10 protein-coding genes are annotated in these 17,826 nt (G+C 68.8%); 3 read left to right on the forward strand and 7 right to left on the reverse strand.

Going from position 1 to position 17,826, the window contains the following annotated elements:
• Positions 1 to 18: 18 nt before the first annotated feature.
• The 3 genes from VZQ01_RS21450 to VZQ01_RS21460 are packed head-to-tail and all read right to left on the reverse strand — an operon-like array spanning position 19 to position 6,261.
• The gene (locus tag VZQ01_RS21450) at positions 19 to 2,247 is read right to left on the reverse strand and encodes a DEAD/DEAH box helicase (RefSeq protein ID WP_426748857.1); all 2,229 of its coding nucleotides are present in this window, start codon (positions 2,245 to 2,247) and stop codon (positions 19 to 21) included.
• Complete coding sequence (locus VZQ01_RS21455; RefSeq protein WP_426748858.1) at positions 2,222 to 3,562, reverse strand: ATP-binding protein; 1,341 nt, start codon at positions 3,560 to 3,562, stop codon at positions 2,222 to 2,224. Before VZQ01_RS21455 ends, VZQ01_RS21450 begins: the two co-directional genes overlap by 26 nt.
• Positions 3,559 to 6,261 carry a tellurite resistance TerB family protein gene (locus tag VZQ01_RS21460; RefSeq protein WP_426748859.1) on the reverse strand — a complete coding sequence of 901 codons (2,703 nt, stop codon included), beginning with the start codon at positions 6,259 to 6,261 and terminating at the stop codon, positions 3,559 to 3,561. The genes VZQ01_RS21455 and VZQ01_RS21460 overlap by 4 nt, the downstream gene beginning before the upstream one ends.
• Before the next feature lie 227 nt (positions 6,262 to 6,488).
• On the opposite strand from VZQ01_RS21460, the gene VZQ01_RS21465 reads away from it, so the two are divergent.
• The 3 genes from VZQ01_RS21465 (at position 6,489) to VZQ01_RS21475 (ending at position 8,092) form a co-directional block, all read left to right on the forward strand.
• A complete protein-coding gene (locus tag VZQ01_RS21465; protein WP_426748860.1) occupies positions 6,489 to 6,959 on the forward strand; it encodes a hypothetical protein in 471 nt (156 codons plus the stop codon).
• Positions 6,956 to 7,333, forward strand: coding sequence for a hypothetical protein (locus VZQ01_RS21470; protein WP_426748861.1), 378 nt, complete (start codon positions 6,956 to 6,958; stop codon positions 7,331 to 7,333). Before VZQ01_RS21465 ends, VZQ01_RS21470 begins: the two co-directional genes overlap by 4 nt.
• 189 nt (positions 7,334 to 7,522) lie before the next feature.
• On the forward strand, positions 7,523 to 8,092 hold the full coding sequence (locus tag VZQ01_RS21475) for a hypothetical protein (RefSeq protein WP_426748862.1): 570 nt from the start codon (positions 7,523 to 7,525) through the stop codon (positions 8,090 to 8,092).
• A gap of 30 nt (positions 8,093 to 8,122) precedes the next feature.
• Here the strand turns inward: VZQ01_RS21475 and VZQ01_RS21480 are convergent, their stop codons facing one another.
• The 4 genes from VZQ01_RS21480 to VZQ01_RS21495 all read right to left on the reverse strand — a co-directional run bounded on the left by VZQ01_RS21480 (position 8,123) and on the right by VZQ01_RS21495 (position 17,756).
• Positions 8,123 to 11,659, reverse strand: coding sequence for a putative Ig domain-containing protein (locus tag VZQ01_RS21480; RefSeq protein WP_426748863.1), 3,537 nt, complete (start codon positions 11,657 to 11,659; stop codon positions 8,123 to 8,125).
• 162 nt (positions 11,660 to 11,821) lie between these two features.
• The gene (locus VZQ01_RS21485) at positions 11,822 to 14,617 is read right to left on the reverse strand and encodes a lipoprotein TP_1001-related protein (RefSeq protein ID WP_426748864.1); all 2,796 of its coding nucleotides are present in this window, start codon (positions 14,615 to 14,617) and stop codon (positions 11,822 to 11,824) included.
• Between the two features lie 128 nt (positions 14,618 to 14,745).
• Positions 14,746 to 16,167, reverse strand: coding sequence for an IgA Peptidase M64 (locus tag VZQ01_RS21490; RefSeq protein ID WP_426748865.1), 1,422 nt, complete (start codon positions 16,165 to 16,167; stop codon positions 14,746 to 14,748).
• Between the two features lie 134 nt (positions 16,168 to 16,301).
• Positions 16,302 to 17,756: a PEGA domain-containing protein gene (locus VZQ01_RS21495; protein ID WP_426748866.1), complete on the reverse strand. Its 1,455-nt coding sequence runs from the start codon at positions 17,754 to 17,756 to the stop codon at positions 16,302 to 16,304.
• Between the last annotated feature and the right edge of the window lie 70 nt (positions 17,757 to 17,826).

The following is a 17,826-nucleotide window of genomic DNA, read 5'->3' on the forward strand; positions in this document are numbered from 1 at the left end:
GCCTCGTCAGAAGACGCATCACTGCAACACCTGCCGGGCGACACGCCACGCACCCTCGACGTCCAGGTACCGGGCGGCGTAGTCGCGAGCGAGCAGGTCCTCCGGCACGAAGCCGTCATGTTTCTCGAGCGCCATGTTCTCCACGTGGCGCGTGAGGGACTCGGCTCGAGGCGGCCCCTCCGCCACGAGCGCGCGCAGGGCGCCCTCCACGTCGGCCTGCTGTCCCGCCACGCTCAACACGGGCCCCAGCGTCTGCACCGACAACCCACGGGCCTGGAGCGCGAGCGCCAGCGTGTGCACCACCGCGTCACCAGCCCACGGGAAGACATGGACCTCCATCCCCGAGGCCACGATGGAGCGCTCGCCGAGCCGCCATCGCTGGAACGTCGCCCGAGCCTCCGCGAGCAGCTCCAGCGCCCGCGCATCCAGATAGCGAGGCAGCCCCTCACCGGCATAGATGGCGCGCATCTGCTCCCGGACGCGGTCATGCACGCGGCCGACACCGGTGGGCTCGAACACGGGCACGCGTCCGGCGGGCGCGGGCTCCAGCTCCACGACCTTCTCGTCGCCCTGCACGGCGAGCACGCGCCACCGCCGTCCACCGAAGATGAGGTACGTGCCGACGAAGAGCGGCTGGTCGATGGGCATCGTGCCCAGCGTGCGACCCCCGGCCACCAGCCGGAACTCCTCCACCGAGGCGAAGGCCGCATAGAAGCTGTAGTGGTTGACGAGCCGCTCACCCACGCGGCCCAACAGCAGCGTCCCATCCGAGGACTGCGAGAGCAGCTCGCGCTGCCCCAGCCCACGCAGGAAGCGCACGAAGTCCTCGCGTGACACCCGCGCGAAGGGACCTTCGTGGCACAGCGCCAGGAAGGCCTCGCCCGCCTTGACGCCGCCGTGCTGCGCGATGAGCGAGAGCAACTGCTGCACCAGCGTGGAGAAGTGGAAGGCGCCCGAGGCGGGAGGCTCGAACCAGTTCGTCAGCAGCAGCTCCAGCATCGCCACCGACTGGACCAGCCGCACCCGGAGCTGGTCCGGCAGGGGACTGGTGCTCGTCAGCTCCGCTTCTTGAAGATACAGCCGGAGCACGGAGGGGCCGCCCTTGCGCCCGCTGCGTCCCAATCGCTGACGGAGGCTGGACACCGAGGGAGGCACGCCCACCTGCGCGATGCTCTGCACCGAGCCCACGTCGATGCCCATCTCCAGCGTCGTCGTGCACACGAGGCTCACGGGCCGCTGCTTCGCCTTGAGCGCGGCCTCCGCCTCCTCGCGCAGCTCCTTGGACAGGTTGCCGTGGTGCGGGAAGAACTCGTTGGGCAGCCGCGCCTCTTCGCACATGCGACGCAGGAGGTCCGCGTACAGCTCGACGTTCGCGCGGCTGTTGGCGAACACCAGGTTGTGCGTCCCGCGCAGCGTCTTGAAGAGGTGTGCTCCCACGTCGTGCTCGTCCTCGGGCAGGTCGTCCGTGGGCTCCTCGTCTTCTTCCGGAGTGCGCGCATCGGGAGCGCGCTTGCGATAGCCCCGGAGCTGGAGGAGCAGCTCGCCGCCGCCCGACTCGGAGTTGCACAGCCGCACCTTCGTGCCCGCGCCGGGGCGGAGGAACTCCGCGGCCAGCGACATGTCGCCCAGGGTGGCGCTGAGGCCCACGCGAGGCACGGTGCGACGCAGGCTCAGCTCGACCCGGTGCAGGAGTGACTGGAGCTGGCAGCCCCGCTCAGTGCCGATGAAGGCATGCAGCTCGTCGATGACGATGTGCTCCAGCCCGGAGAACAGCCCGGCGAGCGCGGAGCCCTGCCGGATGAAGAGCGCCTCGAGTGACTCCGGGGTGATGAGGAGGATGCCCGCGGGGGACTGGAGCAGCCGGGCCTTGTGGCCCTGGGACACATCGCCGTGCCATCGGTGCACGGGGATGTGGAGTCCGTCGCAGAGCCCGTCGAGCCGCTCGAACTGGTCGTTGATGAGCGCCTTGAGCGGGCCCACGTAGATGGCGCGCACGCTGCCGCCGGCGTCCTCCGCCAGTCGGCTGCAGATGGGCAGGAAGGCGGCCTCCGTCTTCCCGCTCGCGGTCGACGCGGAGAGGATGACGTCCTGGGTCCCCTCGAGGATGGGGACGATGGCGGCCTCCTGGATGCCGCGCAGCTCCTTCCACCCCTGGGTCCACACCCAGCGCCGCACCTGGGGGTGCAGCCGGTGGAAGGCGCTCGACGCGGCGCCGCCCGGGTCAGAGCTTGAAGGATGCGAGCTCATCATCCGCTCCGGCCGCGGGGGCTCCCGCCTCCGTCTCGCCCAGGGGCGCGAGGTCGGGATTGACGTCCGCGGCGAGCTCCACGCCGCCGAGCAGCTCCTTCCAATCCGCGCCCGGGTTCTGTTCGAGCACGGCCAGCAGGTTGATGAACGCCGTCACGGTGCTGCGGGGCGTGCGGAAGTACGCCTCTCCGATGCGCTCCGAGCAGTGGGTCATGAAGCCGTGGAGCCCCTCGTCGGGCAGGCGCTGCGCGGACGCATCTCCCGCGGAGTAGACGTGCCGCAGCTTGGTGAGCAGGACGTAGAGGTCCTCGGGCGTGAGGTTCGCCAGCCGGAGGACCGGGGAGTTGTAGTCGACCAGGGTGCCCACGGCGAAGGTGTTCTGGGCGAGGCGCGACTGGAGGGCCTCGTAGCTGTAGAGACCGCGCCGGGTGTCCATGAGGAACTCGGGCGTTCCTCCCAGGATGAAGCCCAGGCCCTCGGCGCTGCCCTGGAGACAGTCATTGAGGATGCGGAGGATCTGCTCGTAGTTGGACGCGCGGGCCTTGGTGTTGGCCATCTTGTAGAGGTTGACCAGCTCATCCAGACACACCATCAACCCGTCGTAGCCGGACAGGCGGACGAAGCGGGCGAGGAGCTTCAACTGGTCGTAGACCTCCGCGTCGTCGATGATGGTGCGCACGCCGAGCGCCCTGCGGGCATCGGTGCGCGTGGAGAACTCGCCGCGCAGCCACTTCACGGCGTCGGCCTTGAGCACCTCGTTGCCCGTGTCATGGCCGCGCCAGTAGGCGGCGATGACCTCCGCGAAGTCGTAGCCTCCCACCAGCTCCGACAGCGCGGCGAGCTTCTCGCGGATGACCACCTCGGGGTTCAGCTCACGGCTCTTGGCGTCGGTGAGGGCGCTGGAGACGAAGCGCTCCACGACGCTGGCGAGCGCGCCGCCCTCGGGACGGGCCCGGGTGGACAGGTTGCGCATCAGCTCCGCGTAGAGGCTGCGGGCCTTGCCGTCCGTCGCGTGCAGGCGCCGGTCGGGGTTGAGGTCCGCGTGCAGGGTGACCAGCCGCTTCTCCAGCGCGATGGAGCGGATGAGGTTGAGGAAGAACGTCTTGCCGGAGCCGTACTCGCCAATGACGAAGCGGATGGCGCTGCCGCCCTCGGCGATGCGCTCCACGTCGCGGACCAGGGCGCGGACCTCCTCGGCCCGGCCCACCTGGATGTGCTGCTGTCCCACGCGAGGCACGACGCCCGCGCGCAGCGACTGGACGATGGTGTCCCGGTCCTTCGGCCTGATGCGTCCCTGGGGCGTCGCGTCCGTCATGACATCATCTCCTTGACCGCTTGTTCATTGAGCTGAAGGGTTTCGTCGCCCTCGAGGATGGGCTCGCCGCACACCTCGAAGGCCGCGTCGTTGATGACATCCAGCGCGCCGTCCGGGAGCAGGCCGAGTCCGCTGGCCAGCTTCTCCACCTCCGCGCGAGGCCACTCGGGCTTCGCGACGAGCGCGCGCAGCAGCGACGTGTGAAGCGCATCGAGCCCCGCGACCCCTGGCTGCGCTGGCTGGGGCGCGGGAGGGACGGGGTCTTCGTCGGCGAAGATGCTCCCCAGGAGGCTGGAGACCGCGGCGGTCTCCGCGAGCTTCGCCTGGACGCTGCGCATGTCGAGCGCCACCCGCTCGCCCTTCCCTGGAGTTGGCGCGGGGATGGCGAAGCCCTGCTCGGGGGCGCCGGCCAGTCGCATGGAGACGGGCTCGGTCGCGGGTCGTGACGCGGTGGCGGCGTGGACGCGCGAGTAGACGGTGTCCTCGTCGAGCCCCAGCATGGCGTAGAGCTTCGACAGCGTCTTGAGCTCCTGGGGTGACACGTCGCCGTCGGCGACGGCGACCTCGACCAGGAGGTTGCCGAGCGACGTGCGGGCCTCGGGCGTCAGCGCCTCCACGCGCTTCTTGTGGCCCGCGCTGGAGGCGGGGCGCGCGAGCAGCCAGGACACGTGGGCGCGGAGCCGGACCTTCTCCGAGTCGAGCAGTCCCTGCGCGGCTTCGACGAGGGCCTCCATGCGGTGGACTTCATCCGTGGAGACGGTGCCATCGGCGGTGGCCACCGCGGCGGCGAGGTGCAGCATCGCGAGCGCGGACAGGTAGCTCGCGGAAGGGGCGCTGGGTGAATCGGGGGGCAGGGGGAAGAGCCACGCGGACTCGTCGGGGGAGAGCACGGCGCCGCCCATGCGAGGGTCGGGCTCCATGCCGTGGCCCAGCTTCTCGAGGGCCTGGGCGAGCCCCACGGCCTCCGCCTTGCTGAGCTTGCCGAGGGTCGCGGTGGGCCAGTGCCGCAGGAGTTCCGTCGCGGGCACGGGAGCGGAGGGGGTGTCCCCGAGGGATTGGCGCAAGAGGGCGCGGAGTGCCTGCACGTCCGAGCCTCCGTCGATGGACGCCGCGAGCTCGGGAGGAAGCAGGGCCAGGGCGCTCATGCTGTTGCGCGCGTCGGGGTTCTTGCCCACCCAGCGACTGTAGGACTCGAGCGACTCGCAGCACTCCTCGATGAGCGCGCGCACGGGCTTGAGGGAGGTCTCGGAGGCCTCGTTGATAGAGGCTGAAGACAGCCGCACCGAGCCACCGAAGGATGCGCTCGCGGGGTTGTAGCGGGCCTCCACCTTCGCCTTCAGGGCGCGAGGGATGATGCCCGCGCCGTGGTCTCGCAGATAGCGTGCACGAAAGAGGGCCTGGAACTCCTCGGGACAACGCGTGGCGGGAGTTCGCAGCCGGGTGACATGGGTCTCCACGGCCCAGACAAGGGCCCAGTCCGCGGGGAGCGGAAGCGCGCGAGTGGCGGCGGTGCCCGCGGCCATGCGCACGTCGAACGAGGCGGAGCCGGCATTGCGCAGCCAGAACTCGGGGGACTCCTTCAACAGTCCATCCTCGCCAGCGCGGTGCACGCGCAGGACGTCGAGGAAGGCCGAGGCATAGCTGGCGAAGGAGCTGTTCTCGCCGTGGACGTCGAGGAGACCTTGGACTTCGTCTTCGATGAGACGGGCCTCGGCGAGCGCGGCGGGCTCGGTGCCCAGGTCGTGGAGCACGCGCCGTTCCAGCCCGTAGAAGAACAGGAAGACGAAGCCGATATCGATTCCAGGCTGACGCCGTCCACCCGCGAGCCACGCGAGATAGCCCGCTCGGGAGGCGGGCGAGAGGTCCGAGTACGAGGGCCAGTATCGCAAGCCCTGTCCACCGCGATTGGGGCGAGCGGCGACCTCGAGCCTGGGGTTGATGAGGGCCGGCTCGGTATTGGGGGTCTTCACCGCGCGCAGCCGCGAGCCCACGTAGACCATTCCATCCTTGAGCGTGTAACCGGCGACCTCGATGGACTGACCCGGAGCAATCCAGGCCGTCTTCTGCGAAGCGGGAGTCGACGGCTCGGAATCAGGCGCGGACGCAGGCTCAACGGACCGCGCGGGTGCGATGCGCTGCACGGCCTCGGCGAGTGGCGCGGACTCAACGGGCTTCGGGGTTGGCGCGGGAGTCGACAGCACGCTGAGTTCGAGCGGCGTGGGCTCGACAGGCTTCGGGGTCGGAGCGGGAGAGGAAGGCGTGCGCGGTGCGGGCTCGACGGGCTTCTCGCTCGGGGTCGGCGGAGCGATGACGGCGCGCGCCGATTGCGCGGGCTCGACACGTGATGCGGTCGGCGTGGAGGCGGCCTGTGCGAGCGGCTCGGCGGCGCTCTTCGCAATGGCCCGTGGCTCATCCGCGATACGGACCCTGAGCCCTCGTGAGAGCCGGGGCGCGCTCACGTTCTCGAAGCGCAGGGCGATGGTGGACGAGTCGTGCGAGGTCGGGGACGTGACAGCCGCGAGTCCGACGCCAGCCCGCGCCTGCTGCGCGGCCTTCATCCGCGCATTGACCTTGTTGAGCCAGACGATGCCACCCCATGCACCCAGCCCGAGGACGACCACGCAGCACAGGGCGCCACTGGCTCCATCTGACTGAGCAGCGACCACGAGGGTCGGCAGCGCCCGAATCCATACCGCCATTGAGTTGCTCCCCGCCCGGCGCCAAAGGAAGGCGACCGCTCACGTCTGTCTCTACCCGTGAAGTGAATGGTAACGGGATACAGTCGCGAGCGTGAGGGAAAGGGCTCCCCGGAGTCTCACCCCGGAGTGGTATTTCCCTCGGGGCGGTCATGACCCAGCGTGGGTCTGAAGGGTGTCGCGGATTGCGACGCCTCGCTCATGGTTGGGTTTCATTGCCGAGATGTGTGATGCCACTGCCGCTCATTCCCGCCGCGTTCCTCCTCGCAGGTCTCATGGGTTACGGCGCCAAGAAGGCGTACGACGGAATCGACAGCATGAAGGACGCCAAGGACCTTGGCGAAGAGGCCGAGGCGCGACATCGGGACGCGGTTCAGCGGTTGGACGGTGCTCGCGAGGTGCTGCAACAGCAGCTCGACGCCCAGGTCGCGTCCATCGACGCGGCCATCGCGCTGCTGGCACGGGCTTGCACGCGCGTGGAGGAGCTGAGCGGGGTGCTCGGCGCGCAGTGGGCGCTGGGAGGCCGGTTCGACGCGGAGGACGATGTCCACCTGGCCCGGTTCGCCACCGCGATGCAGCTGGTGAATGCCCAGCGCGAGCTGATGCGGATGCCCCTCTTCGCCGACGGCGGAGACCTGAACACCCAACTGGAGACCTTGCTGGAGCAGTCGCGTGGCCTGCTCCAAAGGGAGACGCCATGACGCTGAAGACAGAGCTGTCCCTGAAGGACGTGCTGACGGGCATCCAGGTGGTGGCCGACTGCGTGCGCGACATCCAGAAGGAGCGCACGGAGCAGACCCGGCTGCGTGAGCAATCCCGGGTGGATGTCGAGCACCTCCACGCGATGCGCGACGTGCTCATGGACTACCTGGACCGCAGCTTCGACGAGCGACGGGAGAACTTCCGTCAGCTCTTCGAGCGTCTGGACGGCGCCATCGCCAGCGACAACGTGGGGATGGCGGCCGCGGTCCTGGAGTCGGTCGTGAAGCTGGCCGACGCCTCGCCCTTCAAGGCGCTGCGGGATGTGGCGGCGACGCGCGCGGCGCTCGGCAAGCAGACGGAGTGGAAGTTCTGAGGCGCGAAGTCCACGTGGGGGAGGCATGCGCGCGGGGGGACGCCTGCCTGCCCCTGGACCTGTGAGGCCGGGGCGTGGGGACTAGGGGTTCTCGGCTGCCTGGAGCGTTCACATGTTGACGCGGAAGCAGCGGATGCGTCGGGTGTGTGGTTCCGGCTCTGGAACGACACGCATGGGGAGGCCGGGACGATGAACCGCAAACGCCGGGTCAGGGGGTGGGCGCTGGGGCTCCTGCTGGGCGTCTGGGGCGTGAGCTGCGAGCCTCACGAGGACACGGGAGGAGGCGGCGGCGAGGGCCTCCCCTCCGCGAAGAACCGTGAGCTGCGCTCGGCGTTCTGGCGGGACCTCATGGCCTCGCGTGAGAAGGCGCCGGACCCCGAGGCCCTGAAGGGCCCGGATGCGCAGGGCGTGGGAGGCTCGGGGCACGCCGAGCCCTCGGGCATCCTGCACGGCCGGGTGACGTGGGTGGGGGACAACGAGCTGCTCGTGCGCGACGGCGCGGGCGTGGAGCAGGACATCGAGGTCGTCCCCGATACACGGTTGAGGCTGAACGGGAACGCCGTGGGCCTGGCGTCGATGCGTGAAGGCGACGCCGTCAAGGTGACCTACGACGACGGCCCTGGCGGCTGGGTCGCGCGCGAGGTGGACGTGGAGGTGAGCCCACCTCGGGACATCTCCACCGAGCGCGAGCGCGAGGGCCGCCGAGGACGAGCATCGGGTGAGCAGCGTGGAGGCGGCTCCTCCACGCCGTCTCGCTGAAGACGCTCACCCAGGGGCCGCAACGTCCGCTCAGAACGCCGAACCACTCGCGCGCCGTCCGGGGGACGCGCGGAGCGTGGGGTTGAGCTGGGGATGGCGGACGAAGGGCGCGCCGGCCTGGGCGTCGGGCGAGCGATTGATGGAGGTGTCGTCCTCGGTGGCCGTGTAGCTCAAGTCATCCACGAGGGCCGAGTCCAGCGCCCGCAGGAACACGGAGTCGCTGCTGTTGTTGAGCCCGAGCGCCCCGGACGAGGCGGACACGGTGTTCGGTGTACCGGGCGAGTAGCCACGATTCCCACCGAACACGACGTACGCCTTGCCCGCGGGGACGATGGTCCCGTTGGCGAAGACATGACGGACGCTGACGGAGTCCGACAAGGTCCACCCGGACACGTCGGCGGGGGCCGTTCCCAGGTTGACCAGCTCGATGAACTCGTAATCGGGGTCCGGCGTGGAGGTGCCGTCGCCGTTCGGGGTGGAGGGCTCGTTGGCGAGGACCTCGTTGATGATGACCCTCGGCGCAGCCGGCGGTGCTCCGCCAAAGGCATAACGGCTGACGACCGGGTAATGGTCGCTGACGACGCTGCCGTAGTTGGGAATCCCCGTGGGTCGGATGACCGTCAGCGAGCCCGGGATGAAGGTCCCGGCGACGCTCGCGTTGACGAGCGTGTGGTCGATGGTGTCGGAGTGGCTGGTGGTGGTGCTCTCCGGGCGACTCGACAGGGCCCCGGTGATGAAGGTGTAGTTCGAGTCGCTGGTGAAGTTCTCGAAGGGCGTGGCCAGCGGCACCCCGGCGACGGTGGTGATGGACACGTCCACGTCATCATTCCAGTCTCCGATGACGAACACGTTCTGGAGCGCCTGGTTGTCGAGATAGGACTTGAGCCCGAGGCTCGCTTCCCGTCGCCGCCCGTATGAGGACTCATCGGCGAACGCCTTCATGTGCAGGACGATGACGGTGAGGGGCGTGGTCGTCCCTCGCAGGGTGAAGTCGACACGCAGGGGAGGGCGTCCGGCGAAGAGGGATTCGCTCTCCACGAGGATGAGCTCGGCGCTCTGGAAGGTGACGCTGTCGTCGTAGAGGATGGCCGGCTTCTGCTCGTTCGTGGAGTAGTAGCCGCCGGTGTTGGGGACGCGGCTCCAGTCATTGGCGACGAAGCCCTGGTGGTTGGGGAGCTGCGCGAGCACGGTCTCGAAGTCCTGATTGTCCACGACCTCGACGAGCCCCCAGATGTTGGCGCCGGTGTCGCGGAGGATGTCGCGGGTGTGGGCGATCTGCAGGTCATCGGGTGCGCCACCCGGAGAGGTGGAGTTCGGAGGGCCCAGGGTGTCCGAGCCGAACCACTCGAGGTTCCAGTGGCCCACGGTGATTTCGACGCCCGCGGGGAGGATGTTGAGTGGCAGCTCGCGTGAGGCGAAGGAGTTCCGGTCGTCGGTCACCACGAACGTGATGCGCGGGGGGCCCGCCGTGGAGGGGGTGCCGGAGAGCGTCCCCGTCGTGGAGAGCGAGAGCCCCGCGGGCAGCGTGCTCGAGGTGCTCCACCGCAGGGGCGCCCTGCCACCGGACGCGGTGAGGGTGACGGAGTAGGGCTGGCCCACGGTGGCGTCGGGGAGGGTCGTGGTCGTCACCGCGGGAGGTGGCTCGATGATGGTGAACGAGAGGCTCTTGTCCGCGAAGCGGCCGTTGGCGTCGGTGGCGCGCGCGGTGAAGGTGGTGGCGCTCGCGTTCGTGGTGCCGCTGATGAGTCCGGACGTGGAGAGGCTCAGTCCCGAGGGCAGCGTGCCCGAGGCGATGCTCCAGGTGATGGGCGCCTTGCCACCGGAGGCGGCGAGCTGGGTCGAGTACGGCTGTCCGAGCGTGGCGGGCGGCAGCAGGTCCGTGGTGACGCTGGGGAGCGCGTAGACGGAGACCGTGACCTGAAGCGTGGCGGCGCGGCTGGCGACGTCGGTGACGCGAAGGGTGACGGTGGAGGAGGCGGCGGTGGGGCCGAGGGTACCTGACACGAGCCCGTTGTCTGGTGAGAGGCTGAGGCCCGAGGGCAGCGTGCCCGAGGCGATGCTCCAGGTGAAGGGCGCGCGCCCGCCCGCCGCGGTGATGGAGCTGGAGTACGAGGTGCCCGCGTAGCCATCCGCGAGGGTGCCGCTCAGGGAAAGCGGAGCCTCGACGATGAGCGCGAGTGCGCGGCTGTCGGTGCGGCCATTCGCGTCGGAGACGCGCAGGGTGACCGCGTGGGAGCCCGTGGTCGAGGGCGTGCCGCTCAGCGCGCCTTGGGTCGACAGGGAGATGCCCGGGGGGAGCGCACCGGAGGCGAGCGTCCAGGAAAGGGTGCCCTGGCCACCCGTGGCGCCGAGGATGTGTTGGTAGGCGATGCCGCGAGTCGCCTCGGGGAGGGTCTGCGTGGTGATGGTGGGCAGCGTGGAGACGGAGACGGAGACGGAGCGCGAGACGGTGCGGCTGTTGGCGTCACTGGCGACGACATTGAAGGTGAAGTCGCCGCTCTGGGTGGGCTGGCCGTGGAGGAGCCCCTCGCGAGCGAGGGTGATTCCGGGAGGGAGGGGCCCCGTCGTGGTGAACAGGTACGGGGGCTTGCCCTGGGAGGCCTCGAGGGGGCGGGTGACGTTGTCGCGGACGTAGAAGCTCAGCGCGGGAACGGCGGCGAACGCGGGAGGCAGATAGGTCGAGACAGAGACCTCACGCGAGTCCGTGGCGCCGGCGGAGTCCGTGACGCGGAGGACGAGGGTGAAGTCGCCCGACGTGGTGGGCGTCCCGTCGAGGTGGCCCGAGTCACGGAGGCTCAGTCCGGGAGGCAGCGTCCCGCTGACGAGCGCCCACGTGTACGGCGCCGTGCCGCCGAGCGCGGTGAGGACCTGGGCGTAGGTTCTGTCCGTATAGGCATCGGGGAGGTGGGTGGCGGTGATGGTGAGGCCGTCGCGGACGGTGAGCTGGAAGGCGGCGGAGGCCGAGCGGTTGTTGGCATCCCGGACCTCGAGGGTGAAGGTCGACGTGCCCGAGGTGGTGGGGGTACCGACGAGGGACAGGGCGTCGAGGCGGAGACCCGCGGGCAGGGTGCCCGAGGCGAGATGGAGGGAGAGGGGAGGGCGGCCGCCCGAGGCCGTGAAGTTGAATGTGTAGGGAGCGCCGACGACGCCGAGCGACAGGTTGGTGTTGGCGAGTGTCGGCGGGGTGAGGACGGTGAGCTCGAACGGCTTGGAGATGCGGGTGCCGGAGGCGTCCTCGACCTGGAGGGTGGCGGAGAAGGTGCCGACGGTGGTGGAGGTGCCGGACACGAGGCCCTGGGTGGAGATGCTCAAGCCCGAGGGCAGCTCACCGCTGGCGAGGCTCCAGACGAGGGGGGCGGTGCCGCCGGAGGCGACGAGGGGCGTGGCGTACGACTCACCGAGGTAGGCGTCGGGGAGCGCGGTGGATTGGATGGAGAGCGGATTGCCGCCGCCATCGGAAGGGCCGGGGCCCGAGTCGGGCGTGTCGGGCAGCTTCGGTGGGGGCGAGCTGGAGCAGGCTGCGAGAGAGACAATGAGCAGCAGCGAAAGGGCGCGGCTTGACCGCATGAGGACTCCGGTCCGTCGGAGCAGGATGCTCTGCTCCGTGGTGCAGTCGACACTGTAGTCACCGGGAATGACATGGATTCAAGGCTGCCGGGTCCCCGCCAATAAAAAGGCCGCGGCCCCCGAAGGGACCGCGGCCCGGTGTCTCAGGGAGACGGAATCAGACTACGGGTTCGCGACGCCCCACGAAGACGGACCCACGGCCCAGTCCGCCGCCATGTTGGTATCCGTCGCGCTGACGCGGCGGATGGTGACCGTATCCGGCGTCACCTGCGACGTCGGGATATCGGTCCAGTTGGCCGAGACCTCGATTGCCGTCGGCGACGAGGTCGTCGAGCAAAGCGCACCGCCACAGTCCGCAGGCAGCCATTGACCGGCGGCCTGGATGGCCTGCAGGTTACCTGGGAATGCATTAGGAGGAGTTCCGACTGTGCGCCCGAACGAGACCGCATCCTGCATCGTTCCTGCAGCATCCTTGACCAGGAGGATGCGGCTGGAGAAGGTGAGGCCCGTCGCGCCACCCTTGAAGTCCCATGCGGTGTCATAGTTCGCTGGCGTCCCGCTCTTGGGGAACTGGTCCTTGGCGGTGGTCTCGCTCGCGTACGCGGCGGCCTCGGCAATGTGGACGACGATGATGTCGTCCTGGGCCACTGTGACATCCGGGAACGTCAGGAGGATCGTGGGCGAGTTGACGTCCTGCTGGAGCACGATGCCATCAGTAGTACCTCCCTGGAGGACCTGCAGCTCGATCAGGTCCTTGCCGCTCGGCCCGTTCGGCTGAACCTCGGTGATGCGCAGCACCGCGCTGACGCGGAAGCCCGTGAACTCATCTGTGTTGTTCGGCGCGACCACGCCACGGCCCCTCGAATCTCTCACGGTGTCCGCGACGGTGACCGTGTATGCGGCACCCGCCGTCTGGGCGGTTGTGGTCAGAGAGACCTGGCGGCCCGTCACCTGGAACGCCGAGGCGGTGAGTCCATTGGAGAAGGTGAACTGACTGGCCACGTCGGTGATGCTGTCCTGGGCAATGCTGCGGTCGAACGTCAACGTGACCGCTGTAGACGAGGTCGCCACGGCAGTGACCAGCTTGGGGGCCGGGCACTCCGTGAGCGTGATGTCCGAGGCAGCGAAGGCTGAAGGCTGCGCGGTGGCACCGAACCGCCACATGGGGCCCACGGCGGTGAACTGACAGCCCGGGGCGAGTTCAAGCGACTGTGCGAAGCCCGTAGGCAAACGCAGCCGGAGGCCATCGGCCGCCGTGGTCATGCCAGTCGTGGTGAATCGATAACCCGTGAAGCCAGCTCCCTGACCATTCCCACTGTCAGTGAGGGTGCCCGTGAGCGAGATGAGCTCGTACGCGTAGGTGTCAAGCCCCGTGATGAGGTCTGTCGCGCTGGAGCGGTCGACGATGAGCGAGTTCACGCCGTGACCCTGGCTGATACGGGTGAAGTTCGTGACAGTGCTGGCCTCCTTGAGTTCGCTGGCGACCTCCTTCGCGGTGACGGTCAAGCTGACGCGGTCTCCCACGGAGACTTGGCTCAGTGCGGCGGCATCGGAGACGAACATCGCGGGACCGTTGGGCTCCGCCTGGAGGAAGAAGCCCACGGGATCGCTGTCGTTGTTCTGCCCCGGCACAGCGGGCTTGATGAACGTTACGTAGGCACCGTTGACCGCATGGTTGATTGTGCCCTCGGGGTCCGCGTTCAGGAACGCCGTAATCTGCTCGCTGGTCTCCGCCGCCGTCGGGCCCGGAGCCGTCTCGCACGCGTTGGTCGTCGTGTTGCAGACCTGTCCCGCCGAGCAGCTCGCGTTCGTCAGGCACTGCACGCACGCCGTGCGGTTGTTGCAGACGGGCTTCGTCGGGTCCACACCCGCGCACTGCGCATCGGTGACGCAGACCTCGCACTGGCCGCGGCCGTTGTTGCCCGTCGTGTCGCAGAAGTCACGGGCGCTGTCCGGCACGCCAGCGCACTGCTCGTTCGTCGTGCAGCCGCACAGATAGTTCGCGTTGCAGGCCGGCTTGGTCGCATCGCAGTGCGCGGTCTGGTCCGCGGTGCACTCGACGCACGCCGTCGGCGTGGTGTCCGTGCGGCAGACCGGGGTGGACGGGTCGCACGAGGCGTTGTCCGCGCAGCCCTCGCAGGCGGTGCCCGTGGCGTTGCACGTCTGCTCACCCTGGCAACCCTCGGTGGCGTTGCACACCTTGCACTCGCCCGCGCCGTTGTTGGCCGCCGTGTCGCAGATGTTGGTAGGAGAGGAGCAGCCCAGGTCGGGGCTCGTCCCCGAGTCCATGCAGACCTTGCACGCGCCCGCGCCATTGTTGGCCGCCGCGTCGCAGATGGGCGCCGTGGCCGAGCAGCCGTTGTCCTGGCCGTTGCCCGTCGCGGAGTCCGTGCACGCCTTGCAGACGCCCACGCCGTTGTTGCCGGCGGGGTCGCAAACCGGCGTCTCGGCGGAGCAGCCGTTGTCCTGGCCGCTGCCCGTGGCCGTGTCACGGCACGCCGTGCACACGCCCTTGCCGCTCGCGCCCGTCGGGTCGCAGATGGGCGTCGTGGCGGAGCAGCCCTCGTCGGTGCCCGCGGCCGTCGCCGTGTCACGGCAGGTCTTGCACACGCCCGTGCCCGAACTCACGTCGCAGATCTCACCCGTGGCGCAAGCCGGGCTGCACGTCACGCCCGCGTCCGGCGTACCGGAGTCCGGCGTACCGGAGTCCGGCGTACCGGAGTCCGGCGTGCCCGAGTCCGGCGTACCAGAATCCGGCGTGCCCGCATCCGGGTCCGGCGGACGGGTGACGGGCTCCTGCTTGCAGGTGCCGTCGTCACAGACCCACTCATTGCCAGCGCTCGGCTGGCCGTTGTCGGCGCGACAGTCAAACTGGTCGACGCACTCATCTCCACAGCCCGTGCCCAGCGTGACGAACACGGCGGTCATGAGAGCTGGAAGCCAATTTCGCTTCAGCATGCGGTCCCCTCCATTGGGATGCGGCAGGTAGTAGCCCCGCCCCCTTACACCCGAACCCGGAGAGGGTCCATTGCGGGGCCCGCGTGACACCGCCATGTCACGCGGGATTCCCTTGAAAAGTCAGGCTTTCACGGAGTCTTGCGGGGTGTCTGGCCGCGTTGACCCGCGTACAAGTCGATGACCTGTGAAATCGCGCTCTGACACACCGCGCAGAAGGGTACCCGGTCCCGCGTGAACATGACGCAGTCGAGCTGGGGTCGGTAATACCCACGCGCCTCGTAGTTCGCACCCTCGAAGGCGCCCACTTTTCCCGAGTACTTCTGGGAGGAGAGGAACTTCTCCTCCCAGTCGCGCTGGGCGATGAACAGCGAGTCCATCTCCGACTCCGGCTTGCGCTGGGCGCGGACCTGGCGGCGGCGCTTCTGGATGTCGTTGGAGTGGTTCTCGTAGGCCTCCTTGCCCCAAGGGGTGGGCAAGGGTGTCCCAGTCGTCACCAGATGCTTCCACTTGATCTGCTCGGGGTCCTTGAGCGCGGTGACGTTCTTCTCCCACGGCTCCAGGCGGTCCTCGCTGGGGACGTAGACGGACTCGGAGGTGTAGTACTCGTCCGCGAGCCCCGCGAAGTGGTGGCCGAACTCGTGGACGAAGACGTAGGGGGCCCACAGACTGTCGGATGCCACCGTGCCATAGAGGCCGAAGATGCCTCCGCCTCCGTAGGTGTTGCCGTTGGAGAGGATCTCCACGAACTCGTAGGGCGCGAAGGCGGACAGCTCGCGGAACGCCTTGTTGTCGAAGGTGAGCACGTAGCGCTCGCTGCCGAACGCGTCATACGTGGTGCCCACGGGCGAGCGTTTGTGGACGCCGGTGGAAGGCCGGGAGATGCCGGACTGCGTGGCGGCGGGGACGAGCCCCCAGACGTTGAAGTCCGCCTTGCGCTCCTTGAAGGGCGAGAAGGTGAAGAGGATGTCCACCATCCGCTTGGCGTCCTTCTCGAACTTGCCGCGCTCGGCCTGGGTGTAGCCGTCACCGAGGATGAGCAGGTCCACCTTCTGCTCCGGCGGCCCGTTCTCCAGGAGCTTCAGGAGCGGGCCCGGCGCGGGAGGCGAGGACGGGTCCACGAACATGCCCTTGGGGTCGACGACGAGCGACCACACCTCGCGGAAGGCGTTCTGTGCGTCGCGCTTCTTCACGAGCACCTGCACGGGCCGCTCGGGCGTGGGGAAGCGCAGGGACTCGTGGAAGGTGCGGTTCTCGCTCTTCGCGTCGGTGGTCAGCTCCCACTCGCCATAGATGGAGGCGAAGCCGCGGGAGAAGAGGAGCTGGTTCGTTTCGCGATCTCTCACCTCGTACAGATACTTGCCGAGGTTGGTGTCATCGATGGTGCGCTGGGGATGTCCCGGCCAGGGCAGCGGCTCGATGACGACCTTGTCGAGGCTGAAGCGCTCCTCGGTGGCGTTGCCGGTGTGGAAGTAGTCCACTCGGAGGGGGCGAGGGGCCGCGGCGGAAGCGCTCGTGACCAGCAGCAGGAGGGCAAGTAGGGCTCGCGTCATGCGCGGCACTCTACGCCGCGGATGCGAGGCTGGCGCGCCACGTGCGCGAAAGCGCGGCCTGTCTGACGCAGCGAGGCACGGCGGGCCCACTCCTCGTGGGAGTGGGCCGCCGCCAGGTCATGAAGGCGCGAAAGTCAGAAGGTTCCGGAGAGGCTCGCGGAGAAACCATCGCCGTCCGTGGCGACGCCCACGGAGACAGGCGGAGGCGCCTCGGGTGAGGGCGAGAGAAGGAAGAGCACTGCGCCCGTTGCGGCCGCGGCACCGCCTCCGACGAGCAGCCCCGTGAGGAGGTTGTTCTTCTGCACGAGGGAATCACGCAGGCGCAGGGACTCCTGGTCCGTGGAGCGGATGCGTCCGTTCTCGAGCCGCTTCTCCAAATCGTTCACGTCCTTCTGGGCCAGCAGTCGCACCACGCCCGCGCCACCCAGCGCAGCCACGCCCGTACCGAGCAGGACGTAGGACGCCACCCGCAGGCCTGGAGTGGACTGGGATGCAGTGCCCGTGACGCCCTCCGTCAGGCGGTCCGGCGCGCTGACATCCAGGCCGCTTCCCGGTGGAGGTCCGTTCTTGTCGGTGGTGCTGGGTTGTTCCCAGGGCGCGCGGCCATTGGAGTTCATCACCACGAGGTTGGAAGGGGAGCGCCCCGTGGTCACGAAGTCGACGAGCGCGGAGAGCGCTTCGGCGGGAGCGTCGAGGCCCTGGGTCTTGAAGCCGCCTTCACGCAGCTTCTGGCCGCCTTCGACATTGAGCACGGTGGCCGCGAACCACTTGGGGCCGCTGCTGGGGCGCTCCAGGCGCACGACGATGACCTCCTCGACCCCGAGCGTGCCTCCCAGACGGACCGCGTGGCTCAGGGTCCGCTCATTACTCCCATCGGTCGTGGTGAGACAGGGGAACGGCGTGGCGATGATGGAGCCCTCGTAGGCGAGGTCGACGAGCAGCGGCGTGTCCACGCCTTGCGCCTGGATCTGCCGGGGGAAGCTGATGGCGTCGCCCTTCACCACGGTCAGGTCATAGGTGCCTGCCGGAACATCGAGCGTCATCGGCGACTGGCCTAACTTGAGACCATCCAGATAGACGTCCGAGGTCGGCAGTGTGGAGCGTATCGAGAGCTTCACCTTGCGAGCCTGATTCATCTCCCGCCGCAGCTTCTCGAAGCCCTGCCTCACCGAGGGGGCGAAGTAGTCGGGGTCGAGCGCGTACGTGGGCTGAAGCCGCAGCACGTTGCGGAACGCGGTGTCGCTCTCCTTCTGTCGCGACATGGCCCGGTAGTTGATTCCATGCAGGAGTTGGGCGCTCACGAAGAGCTTCCGGCGCGTCTCACCAACGGGGAGCCGGTTGATCTGCTGGAGCGCCTCGTCGACGAGCTGCGCGGCCTTGGCGTTGCGGTTTTCGTAGAAGTGGTCCTGGGCAGAGTCGAGCTGGCGCTGGAGGTCCTCGTAGCTCTTGCTTGGCTGAGGGAAGAGGCGCTCGCTGAATCCCCCCGTGCTCAGGACGTCCTGTTCGGGGCGGGACACCAACGCGCCGAGGAACGCATTGGCCTGGCTGCCCAGCTCCGCGTCCTTGCAGTCGCCACTCGCGACGACCATGCGCCGAGGAGCCGCGAGTCCGAGTGCCGGAAGTGCCGCGATGAGAATGATGAAGAATCGGAGAGCTGAC

Origin of the sequence: Myxococcus faecalis (assembly GCF_050039385.1) — a bacterium.
GTDB classification, from domain to species: Bacteria; Myxococcota; Myxococcia; order Myxococcales; family Myxococcaceae; genus Myxococcus; species Myxococcus fulvus.